This is a genomic window from Blautia hydrogenotrophica DSM 10507 (assembly GCF_034356035.1).
GTDB lineage: Bacteria > Bacillota > Clostridia > Lachnospirales > Lachnospiraceae > Blautia_A > Blautia_A hydrogenotrophica.
On record NZ_CP136423.1, the window covers coordinates 3285961 to 3297341 of the forward strand.

Below are 11381 nucleotides of genomic sequence, written 5' to 3' on the forward strand. Positions count from 1 at the left end.
ACAAAAAACCCAGACTGTCTTTCAATGCCTTTTCCCGTCTGATGATGCTTAAATGGGGAACATCCTCATTTGGGAAAAATTTTTAAAAACAGCCTGAGTTTTTTGGCCTTTCACGGCCTCTCTTTGGGTATGGGATTTCTATCGCTCACCGCCCAGAGCCTGTGAGCCTGAATTATGAAATTTTCTTTACATCATGGGGTCCAGGCCCAGAGCCGGATGTCCCTTTTCTGTCAGGAAAGTTACCAACTCTTCCGGGTCCGTGGCGATCGTCTCATCACCAATCATATCGGTAAAATTGTCGATGCCGTAGATTTCTTTTGCCGTGGCATTAAGCCGCTCAGCCACCGTCTCTTTTAATTCCTTTGGCATCCAGACGATACGTTCCACGCCGCCCTCTGCCTTCATAAATTTCTTCGAACCAATAAAATGTTTTCCATGGCCCATAAAGCCTGGAGTCTGCACACCGCCGCCTGTCATGGACGCCAGCTCCGGGAAGGTCATTCCCAGAGGAGTCATACCTGCGTATTCCCGGTTCGCAATGCAGACGCCGTTGGAAAACGGCTCTATTCCGCAGATACACTCGAAGCACCCGCAGGAGGTCATGGGTTTTTCCATAATGGAATACAAAGACACTTCCTCCAAGGCTCCCTGGGAGAATTTGCGAACCGCCTCGTTGACATCCTCATACTCTCCAATTCTTTCATCAATCACCCGCTCTTTGGTGATCTCCTGGCAGGGACCGTTCGGGTCCAGCTGATGAGTCGCCTTGGCATCCAGCCAGGACACCGCTCCGCACAGTCCGAGACGTTCCGGCGTCACCACGCAGACATGGGACGGGGAAAATGCCTGACACAAAATACAACTATAGTACACATCCACCGACTCGTCTGTCAAAGATGCCAGACGGTCGTCTCTCTTATTAAATACCGGAATCGCCACCTCATGACGAATCCGTTTACACTCTGCAGGGTCTGTATAAATCACAACCTCACATTTGTCCACCACCGCGTCGAACTCGTTTTTCACCTGGCTGTAGAGCACCTCACCGATATGGCGTACTCGGAAGCCAGCCGCATAGGCATCCTTGCTGATACGAATTCTCTGCATGTCTCTCTGTCCGGTGTGGTAAACTCCTTCAATACAGTTGATATAATTGTGGAATTTACGCTCGATGACAGGTTCAAAGTCTGGCTGCATGTTCTTTCCAGCCACTTTTACCACATAGGCGATGGAATTCTTGCTGCCCAGCTCCATATCGTCCGCTTCCGGTCCGATCACCGTGATCTTATGGTCTTCTACCTCGGACATCTCACAGGTCTGCACCAGCTCAGCGCAGTCCACACGGGAGCCGTCGAACTCCACTTGCATGTCTCCCCGGCGGATGATCTCGCCCTCAAAGGCTGAGGCGAACGCCACTGGGATCTCTATATTTTTCACTTTGATTTTAATGTTTCTGGCTTCCAAAGAGGTGGTATTAAACCTTCCTACATCCGGCTGAACCAGCAGACTCTTCGGCACTGAGGCAACTCCTTCAGTTTGATTCGTAACCACCGGGAAACCTAAAGCAATCGCTCCGGCTCCGCAGGCCACAATCACTTCGTCCAGGGGTGCAAAGGCATTGACAAAGGCCGGAACCCTCTCCATGGTATATTTCATCAGCTCTGCGGAATCCCCCGGCGTTATGTTTCCGAAAATCAACGCGGCACGCAGGGCCACAGAAACCACATGAATGACGGAAGTCACTTCTTTTCCCAGCGGAATCACTCGGACGTTGGCGCCCATTTTATAGCCTGCCGCCTCACACTGATCGATAATTCCACCCACCAAAGTCACCAGGATTCCCTGGGCCTGGTAGCTTTTTACCAGAGCTACGCCTTCCTCCTGGGTCGGCGCTTCCCCTAAGATTACCGCAACGCCTGGGATATCCCCGGTCACCAGAGGTACCCCCAGTTCCCGGATTGTGGCGTCTCCCAAATGACCATAGCAGGGAGCTTCATAGGGTTCTGCCCCATTGAGATATTTTAAGGCCTCGATAAATTCCGCACACAGAGCCGTAGCCACACCTGACATGAACGCGTCTTTCAGACGGGGTTCTCTGGTCATCAAGGATTTTACCACGCTCAAGGCGTCTTTTAATTCCGACAGTGTCTTGATTTTTACGCCAGTCACCGCGTAATAGCAGGGCAGACAGTATGCAGTGTTGGGAAATCCTACGGACTGCTCCGCCCCATATTTTTCCATCGCTTCTGTTATCAATTGTTCCGTCAGCTCATAGACGGTATCATTTCCTCTAAATACAGTTTCAAATAAAGTCACCGGTCTACCTCCATTTTTGCAGGCGCCCTATCAAGCCGTCTTCCCAGGGCGTCTACTTTCCGTCCTTTTATTTGTATCTATTTTCAGTCTCAGATTCCCAGAGCCACTCGTTTTTCTTCGATTCTGGCAATCATGGCGTCTCCTAATTTCTCAATATCCAATTCCACGGTGTAGGCAGCTTCCACCCAGTCGCGGATTCCCTCTGTCAGCCAGTGTACCATCTGGTCAGAACCGCTCACCTGCGGTTCTACACCCAGGAAGGTGTCGATTCCTGTGGCCACCACATAGTTTCCGATGGAGACCGCTTTTTCGGACATCCATTCCGGTGCGCAGCCCACCAAAGGAAGCTGGGAAATATTCACTCCCGCGTCTTTTGCAAGCTGAGATGCCAGCACCATCATACGGCTGATATCCACACAGGAACCCATATGCAGTACCGGCGGAATGTCCGCCAGCTCACAGACTCTCTTTAATCCGGCTCCGCACAGGTCTTTGGCCCTTTTATCCATCAGGCCCGCCCTGGCCGCCGCCTGGGCAGAGCAGCCCGATAGCACGACGATGATATCGTTCTTAATTAGTTTTTTCATCAGCTCGATATGGGCAGAATCCGGGCGTACCCTCGGATTGTTGCAACCTACCATGGCCACGGCGCCCCTGATAACTCCGGAGGTGATGCAGTCCACCAAAGGCTTGGTGGTACCTGTCACGTCGATCTGGGAGTTTGTGACTGTGTCTAAGGTCTTAATAATGGCCTCCACAGAATAGCCTACCGTTGCTTTTTGCTTTAGCTGTGGAATATGTACCAGCTCTTTCTTTCTGTTTGCGAAATTCTCCACCGCCGCACGTACGATCTTCTTTGCGTTTTCTCCTGCGGTCTCAGCTTCGAACAGAATAAAATCAGAATCCGGCATCTGCGCAATCGGAGAAGTCGTGATAAATTTCGTATGGAAGCACTTGCTCAGCGGCCCCAGAGCTGGGAAAATACACTGTACGTCCACGACAATCGCCTCACAGGCTCCGGTCAGAACTACGTTCTCTTGCTGAAGGAAGTTTCCTGCCATGGGAATTCCCCTTCTCATGGCCACCTCGTTTGAGGTACAACAGACACCTGCCACATTGATGCCGTTTGCTCCCAGGGATTTTGCCAGTTGAATCATCTCCGGGTCCTCGGCATACTCGCAGATCATCTCGGAAAGACTGGGGTCATGGCCGTGCACAATGATGTTGACCTCGTCTTCTTTCATCACGCCCAGGTTCGCCTCTGTATCCACAGGCTTAGGGGTTCCAAACATCACGTCGGAAAATTCCGTTCCGCACATGGAACCGCCCCAGCCGTCGGACATTCCCGCGCGCAGCGACTGGCGTACCAGCGCCTCCGGTTTGCTGGAATTTCCCATGTGGGTCATATGCATAGCCGTGGATACCTCCCGGTCAATGGCTCTTGGCTCGATTCCTGCTTCATGCCACAGCTTCTGTGTGTGCTCCGGCGCTCTTTTCAGCCATCTTTGCACGCCGAAGGGTTTGCCGTATTCCAGCAGAGCCATTTCGGAGAGCTCATGTGCCAGCTCATAGATGTCCTTTCCTTCGGTCTCAACGCCCCATTCCTTTGCGATCCTCCGCAGCTTCTCCGAGTCTTTTACCTTGTAGTTTCCATCCGGAGATACCGTGTGAAGGGTATGGCAGATCTCACGGCCATGGTCGGAATGTGTGGCCGCTCCTCCTGCGGTAAAGCGCAGAAAGTTTCTGCCTGCGATTCCATGGGCGTCGCAGCCACAGATTCCCCTTGGAGACTTCTTAGTAATCCGGCAAGGCCCCATGGAACAGATACGGCAGCAGATACCCTGCTCACCAAATTTACAGTGCGGAGTCTGGTTCTTCACACGAAGCTGCCAGGAATCCGCTCCCACCTTCGCTCCGGTCTCTAAAAGCCGGTTCGTGGCTTCTTCAAATTCTTCAATCGTTGTCAGTTTAAAATCACCCATTTTAACCTCCTCTGTGTGCGTATCTCTGTTTGTTTATATTATAACAATCTCAGGTACGCTTTCCCATAAACGCTTGATTGAGAACCCTCAACGAAATGTTGAGGGACAAACAGGCACAGGCAGCCGTTTACTGGGCTTGTCACGCAAGTCCGCATGCTGCCTGTCAGCGGCGCTTCAGTCTTAAGGCGCATGTCCCGTTTTGCACGCCGCCACAACACCGCTTTGCGGTGAAATTTCTCATTGCGGCGTGTACAGCTTTACCAGAGCGTTTCTGTTCTAGGAAAGAATTATCATAACAAGATCTTTCCTAGAACAGAAAGAGAGACCGCGTCTGCTGAGGTGTTCGCAGACGCGGTCTCTCTTATTGGTCTTTATGGTGAATTCGTTTTTAATTTAACATAGTTTCCTCATTCTGGGAATCAGAAAACTGTTGAGCCGCCTCAACTACCTTGTGAAGCCCTCTCACCGCAGTCCGGGATTTTTCTGAACCTTGGAAATCCATTTCATCACGTGATCGTGAAAAATCTGAATGTCCGGGTTATCTGTGTTCCCGTTCCTGGTGAGCATATAAGTATCCCAGCAATATTCCCCGTCGGAAAACGGAATCATCACCAAATTTTCATCCTTCATATCGTCAAAGATGAAATCTACCGTCACGGAGATTCCCTTCTTTTTGCTGACCATCTTATGACACAGGCTAAAGCCGCTGGTCTCAAACACAATGTTCGGCTCAAACCCTGCCGCACGACATCGGTCCACAATCAGCCTCTGCACATGAAACTCAGAGCTTTCAATGTACAACGGCTCTCCTTTTAGGTCCTGGATGGTCACGGATTTTCTTTGGCTCAACGGATGCCCCCGGTACACCAAAAGCTTAATCTGAAACCGCTCCATGAACGTGGAATTTAAGTACTTCGCCTCCCAGTCCCCCACGGTAAAGGCCACATTTCCTTCCCCTGAGACCAGCCGCCGCACCACCTCCTGATCGGGATATTCTCGATACTGAAATCTAATATCCGGGTGCTCCCCCTTAAACTGCGCGATGCACTCCGGAGTCACCAGACGCAGAATTCCGTAGGCGGAGAGCAGGTCAATTTCATGATTTTGTCTCTGTTCGATACAGCGAATCTCACTACAGATCGACTGATAAGACTCCAAAAGCTCCGGCAAGCGCTCATACAGATACTTTCCAGACTCCGTAAGCTGCACTCCCGCCCCCGTCCGAATCAGCAGTGAGGCTTCTAACTGAGCCTCTATATTTTTCATCACCTTGCTCAGCCCCTGCGGTGTCATATACAAAACACTGGCTGCCTTGGTAATACTCTTTTGCTCACATACCACTTTAAAATACTGTAATTCCTTGATGTTCATAATCGTCCCACGCTTCCTTCCATCGGTTCAAGACAATATCACCCACGATCACCGCGTCCTCCACAGTCAGATATCGGTCCGCTGTCTGGGACAACAACATTTTTCCAGTAGCCTCAAACTCATCATCGGCAAACCACACGTTCACGGTCAGAGGAAAGCGGGGGAGAAATGGAAATATCGCACATAAATCCGCCCTGGAAGAAACGAATTCAGCGCCCAACGTTTTCCACACTGTCTTCACCTGGTCCGGTTCCTTATCTTTCAAGAACTTCTTGATCTCCTGGACCATCGTACGATCGTATTTCGTTCCTCTGATCAGACCGTCTTTCATTTCCCCGAAGGTAATCAACTCCTTCGACACAGGAGTCCCATCCCCCAGGTCCATATAATGCAGCAAGACCAGGTGAAACCACTGGTCGATCTTCTGCCCGCACAGAAAATCAGAACAAGAAATCTCATATTTCTGGTTCATACTGACTGCCAGAAAAACCCCATCTTCTTTCCGGTAAATCAGCCCTGTCTTCTCTGCAATCTCCTCTGCCGGTCTGTCCTTTAACCGTCCCTGAGCGATCTTTAACATTTCCAGATAAGCCCGCTGATTCTGCCCTTGCGCATTGTGATTCATATGACCACCCCCTGAAATGATAATCTATTCCTTTCTATATACCCAAAACGGAGTTTCTATCTATAAGACTCCATCCCCGGAAGTTTTTCCACCTGTTCCATGATCTAAAAAGACCTTAACTTATCCCGCAGGACAAGTCAAGGTCTTTCTGATGACACGGATCGTTATTATCACAGCCTTCTCCCATTTCAAAACTGCAATCAAATCTACTTCCTTGTTCTACGCAACTGTAGCGGCCGCCTTTACCATGTTACCTTTCACATCTTTTTCTGTTACTACTACCTTCGTCCCTTTACTCATAGCTGGAATCAGATAAGAAGAAAAAGTTCTGGATTCTGCGACTACAGTTTTGTAATCTTTCTCATTCACTGTAACTGTCACCGTTGAACCAGCCTTACCTGCTGTCCCCCGAACCCGAGTACTGCCAGCAGTTATCTCGTTAACTTTTATAAGTTCCAAACTGGTCGTGTTTGCTTTCGTCACTCTTAAAAGCTTAATCGGCGTCTTAGTTGTGTTAGTGAAAGAATTGTAACTGGTATTCAGACGATCGCAATCTCTGACATGAATTCCTATATTGTTCCGAATCCGCTGAAGAGTATTGGTCAAAACTTTAACTATATTGGTATCAGCAACATAAATTCCATACCAATTAGGGTCATAAATTATATTTTTGCGTATGGTAGGAGAATTACTATTTGTCGCTACCGAGATACCTCCGGCATGGCTGCTTTTGCTTCGGTTTTCCTGAATATCGCAATTTGGACTCTTTGTGAAACCGAAACTGCTTCTCCTACTCTCCACTACCCGATTAGAATAAATACGTGCAGAATCGCATTCTTCCACAAAAATACCATACGCTCCTGGATAATGAATCTCATTTCCTTCAATATTATTGTTATCACTATTATCCTTAAGATTAATTCCTACAAGCCCTGTGGATATAATCTCATTCCCTGACACAGTACAATACATCGCATACCGATTCAAACGAACTCCATATCCCTTTGCCCCAGGTACACTTCCATTCTCATCCTCCGTGCCGACCTGATTGTCAATCACCTGGATGCCTCCCAATGGATATTCCGGGTCGCCTTTGACCATAATACCATAGCCCGTATTCTTCTCCTCGTTTCCTTCTCCTTGTATATTCGTGATGGTATTCCCCTGGACAGCAACATTATAATTATATTGGTCTTCTGCAGACGGCACTTTTTCTGTCACTGTACCGGGCAAAGGATCATAATACGACGATTCATTTAAACGTGTATGCACTAAAATCCCATGTTTACAGTTATTAATCTGATTGTTAGAAATTACAGTATCTTTATAATTAATAATCTTAATTGGTTCATTGTAAACATTTTCGAACGTATTGTTTGTAACAACGACATTACTTACAAACACCCCATCCACTGCACTATGCGACCCTACTCCTCTGCTCACATTTTTAAATTTACAATTTGATACTGTAATATTTCTACAGGCAGTATCATCATAGTTGTCGCTTCCTGGTGCAATAGTCTCATTATGGACTACATCAATATGAACCGCTTCTTTTCGCTTATCACCATTTTGGTCAAAACCCTTGAAGGAACAATCCTCCACCACTGCGCCATCCACACCTTCCAGCGAAAGCATATGCCCTCCCGCACTTATGCACATAAAGGTCACGTTTTGGACCGTGATATTACTCCCATGTGTAAAGCGCATCATTTGTCCTTTTTGATATTCCCCATCAAATGTTCCACCGATAATTGAGACATTTTTTATCTGCTCGTAACCGCCCACATCACCATCATCATTCTTCGAGGAAAGAAAGGTACAATATCCTATTTTTGAAATGCGTCTATATATCGCCCCTACATCTGAATGGAGAGTTGTATCGGATTTCACGTAAACTCTATCATCCATCTCATAGATTCCTGCCGGAACATTTACAGTCAAATGTCGACCTTCATGTTCCTCATACAGTGCTCTTTGAAGCTCTAATCTTGTGAAATCCGGCTCCATATCAATAATAACTTCCCCTGCTGTTTCCGTCCTTGTATATGGCGTCTCTACAAAAAAACTGTTTCCAATATTGTCTCTTCTCCCTGAAAGCCAGACTCCTCCAAAAGCTCTCCCACCGCATAAGCCTCACCTTCCCAATAAAAAACCTCCTCTGTTTCATCTTCCACTTCTTCTGAATATAGAGCTTCCTCCTCCCATTCTCTTTCATACACTTCCAAACATTCTTCAGAAATACGTTCTTGCTCTCTCATTTCTTCATCCATTGCAGCACTTATTGCTTTCATTTCTTCGGTCTCTTCTGTCTCATAGATTTCTGTCTTTTCTGCTTCTTCTACTGCCGCCCAAGATAAACCTGGCATAGAAAACAATAATGATACTGTCATTGCACATGTTATCAAAATTCTTCTTTTTCTCATGCGCTTCCCCTTATCAATACCGCTGATTTATCCACTTGTTCCATTTTTCAGCATTTGCCTTTATCTCAATTGTTTCCACCCTGCATAAGCCCCGAACACCTTTTTCCCATTCACCGTCCGGTAGGCTCTCATGGTGTAATAGTATTCTTTTCCGCTCTTAATACCTTTGTGGGTGTAGGCGGTCGTGCTTCCTTTTCCGATCTGAGTCACATAGTGCCATTTTCCGTTCTCGGAATTTTTATAGTAAATCCGGTAGCCGCTGGCTCCGTTCACCTTATTCCAAGCCAAAACCGCCTTGCCTTTCTGTGCCTTGGCCTTGGTAATCTTCACTTGTTTTGGCACCGCTTTTCCGCTCTTTCCATCGGAATAAGCGCCGAAAACTTTCTTTCCGTCCAGAGTACGATAAGCTCTGATATAATAAGTATAATTCCTTCCTGTGATCCGGCCAGTATGAATATATGAGACCGTCTCCCCGTTTGCGACCTGGGTCACGTATTTCCATGACTTTCCAGGTTCTTTACAATAAATCCGATAACCCTCCGCATCCTGCACTGGCTTCCAGTTTATTTTCAAAGCACTGTAGCCCCAACTTTGGATTTTTTCAATTTCGGATCTGGAATTTTTTGCCCGTCCGCTCTTTCCGTCTGAATATGCCCCGAACAGCTTCTCCCCGTCATCCAGCGTACTGTAAGCCCTCACATAGTAAATATAGTCTCTTCCTGATTTCAAACCGGTGTGAACGTAAGACGTATTATCCCTTCCCTCAATCTGCGCCGCAAATTTCCAGGCCCCTCCGTCTTCCTGATAATACAGACGGTAGCCCTCCGCATTCTTCACCGGATTCCAGTGTATTTCCAATGATTGATACCCTATCTCCCCCACCTGATTGATTTCAGACGGAGACGGTACACAGTCATGCCATGTCAATGCTCCGCCTTGCCAATGTTTATCCGGCACGCCCAAAATGTCCTCATTGTAATAGACATCTGCATTTACCCAGAAAAAGACTTCTTCATTATATGGATCATCTATAATAGGGTTTTTCCCATAAAATACAATCTTCTTCAGGCTCGTACAGCTAAAGAAAGCCCCCTGCTCTATATGCTGTACACTGGCAGGGATATGTACTCTTACTATACTGCTGCCCATAAAGCTTCCGTCTCCAATATCCGTCACTTCATTTGGTATCTGAACTTCTTCCAGAGAAGTATCTAAAAAAGCACGGTCTCCAATTATCTTTACGCTAGCGGGAAGTTCAAAAATCCCTCTCCGGCTCATGGGACACACAAGAAACTTTGTCATCTCTTTATTCAGAAGTGTACCATCCCAGGAACTATAATACGGATTTTCTTCAGACACCCAGATATAATCAGCCCGCCTTACGGCTGATATATCTATCTCTTGCACGCTGGCAGGAATATTTACTCTGGTGATTTTTCCGCAATCAGAAAAAGCCCCTTTTATATAGATAACCCCTTCCGGAACACTATAAATTCCCTCCATTCCACTTGGAACTACAAGAAGCATCGTACACTCTTTATCAAACAAAGCGCCGTCTATAGAAGCATAGGTTTCATTGTCCTCAGATACCTGGATTTCCGTCAGACTGCAGCAACCGGCAAAAGCATCCTCACCTATTGCTTGCACTGCAGAAGGAATCCAGATCTTGTCAAGGTTCGTGCAGGAAAAAAATGCATCCTCTTCTATCTCCAAAAGACTTTCCGGCAGCACAATGTTTATTAAATTCTCACATTTATAAAACGCCTTGCTTTTAATACTGGTTATGCTCTCTGGAAGCACGACCTGTCTCAGCTGTTCACAGTTCGCTAAAACTGACCCCGGCACTTCCGTAAAACCAAGCGGAAATTCAAAGCTTTCCAGGCTATCACAAGATTCAAATGCTCTTTCTCCTATCTCTGCAATACTATCTGGAAGATAGACCTTTTCCAGTCCGTCACAGCTTTCATACGCACTCCTTCCAATTCTCGTTATACTTTCCGGTAGGATTATCTCCTTTATAAAATCTTGGGAGTCAAAAAAATAATCCCCGATACTGGTAATACCCGCTTCAACCGTCACTCGTCTCACATTTTTCCGATACCACGGAACCTCGCTCCAACGGCGATAGTCTGTCGTCGGTCCTGTTCCACTTAATGTCAGTGTTCCTTTACTGTCGAGTCTCCATGTTACATTTTCACCACAAATTCCCTCGGAAACGACCTCTACATTGTTCTCCGCATCAGATGTTCTGAGATCATTTTCTGTCATAAATCCATTTTTTTCATCTGGTTGGGTATCCTCGGATATCACGTCTTCCCCCAAAAAGCTTTCTTCCGCAGGCTTCTCTACAGAGAAATCTCCCTCTTTTTCTTCCACTATCTCTGCCGCAGCGCCAGAAGCTGGAATTGGAGCCAGCAAAAAAACGGCCAATATTCCTGCAAAAACTAATTTTCTCTTTTTCATTCTTTCATTCCCCTTTCTGCACAAAAGTCCTGTTCTTCGTTTCCTTTCTTCCCTCTTTGTTCTTCCGAAATATGCCTGTCATTTCTTGTTTTCATTTTACTAATATTTTCCTTCTGCGTCTATCTGGAATCATCGTATTTCAGCAACAAACACAGGAATAAATCGAAGGTAAAAACAAGTAATTACAAATCTGGCCGC

General features: G+C 46.9%; 7 protein-coding genes. All 7 read right to left on the reverse strand.

Features of this window, described 5'->3' with window-relative positions; all coding sequences use genetic code 11:
- Positions 1 to 186: 186 nt before the first annotated feature.
- The 7 genes from acsB to BLHYD_RS15810 all read right to left on the reverse strand — a co-directional run bounded on the left by acsB (position 187) and on the right by BLHYD_RS15810 (position 11183).
- On the reverse strand, positions 187 to 2316 hold the full coding sequence (gene acsB / locus BLHYD_RS15780; RefSeq protein ID WP_005951681.1) for an acetyl-CoA decarbonylase/synthase complex subunit alpha/beta: 2130 nt from the start codon (positions 2314 to 2316) through the stop codon (positions 187 to 189).
- An 89-nt stretch (positions 2317 to 2405) separates the two neighbouring features.
- Positions 2406 to 4298: an anaerobic carbon-monoxide dehydrogenase catalytic subunit gene (cooS, locus tag BLHYD_RS15785; RefSeq protein ID WP_005951682.1), complete on the reverse strand. Its 1893-nt coding sequence runs from the start codon at positions 4296 to 4298 to the stop codon at positions 2406 to 2408.
- 462 nt (positions 4299 to 4760) lie between these two features.
- Positions 4761 to 5669 carry a LysR family transcriptional regulator gene (locus BLHYD_RS15790; RefSeq protein WP_005951688.1) on the reverse strand — a complete coding sequence of 303 codons (909 nt, stop codon included), beginning with the start codon at positions 5667 to 5669 and terminating at the stop codon, positions 4761 to 4763.
- Positions 5641 to 6294, reverse strand: coding sequence for a DUF3786 domain-containing protein (locus tag BLHYD_RS15795; protein WP_005951690.1), 654 nt, complete (start codon positions 6292 to 6294; stop codon positions 5641 to 5643). Before BLHYD_RS15795 ends, BLHYD_RS15790 begins: the two co-directional genes overlap by 29 nt.
- A gap of 219 nt (positions 6295 to 6513) precedes the next feature.
- The gene (locus tag BLHYD_RS15800) at positions 6514 to 8304 is read right to left on the reverse strand and encodes a right-handed parallel beta-helix repeat-containing protein (RefSeq protein ID WP_005951691.1); all 1791 of its coding nucleotides are present in this window, start codon (positions 8302 to 8304) and stop codon (positions 6514 to 6516) included.
- 47 nt (positions 8305 to 8351) lie between these two features.
- Positions 8352 to 8720 carry a hypothetical protein gene (locus BLHYD_RS15805; protein ID WP_040350889.1) on the reverse strand — a complete coding sequence of 123 codons (369 nt, stop codon included), beginning with the start codon at positions 8718 to 8720 and terminating at the stop codon, positions 8352 to 8354.
- Positions 8721 to 8780: 60 nt separating this feature from the next.
- Positions 8781 to 11183, reverse strand: a complete 2403-nt coding sequence (locus BLHYD_RS15810) for a leucine-rich repeat protein (RefSeq protein WP_005951694.1) — start codon at positions 11181 to 11183, stop codon at positions 8781 to 8783.
- Positions 11184 to 11381 lie beyond the last annotated feature (198 nt).

Coding starts and splice junctions, on each gene's coding strand:
- BLHYD_RS15800 (WP_005951691.1), bottom strand. CDS start 8,304: ATGGAGCCGGATTTCACAAGATTAGAGCTTCAAAGAGCACTGTATGAG.
- BLHYD_RS15805 (WP_040350889.1), bottom strand. CDS start 8,720: ATGAGAAAAAGAAGAATTTTGATAACATGTGCAATGACAGTATCATTA.
- BLHYD_RS15795 (WP_005951690.1), bottom strand. CDS start 6,294: ATGAATCACAATGCGCAAGGGCAGAATCAGCGGGCTTATCTGGAAATG.
- cooS (WP_005951682.1), bottom strand. CDS start 4,298: ATGGGTGATTTTAAACTGACAACGATTGAAGAATTTGAAGAAGCCACG.
- BLHYD_RS15810 (WP_005951694.1), bottom strand. CDS start 11,183: ATGAAAAAGAGAAAATTAGTTTTTGCAGGAATATTGGCCGTTTTTTTG.
- BLHYD_RS15790 (WP_005951688.1), bottom strand. CDS start 5,669: ATGAACATCAAGGAATTACAGTATTTTAAAGTGGTATGTGAGCAAAAG.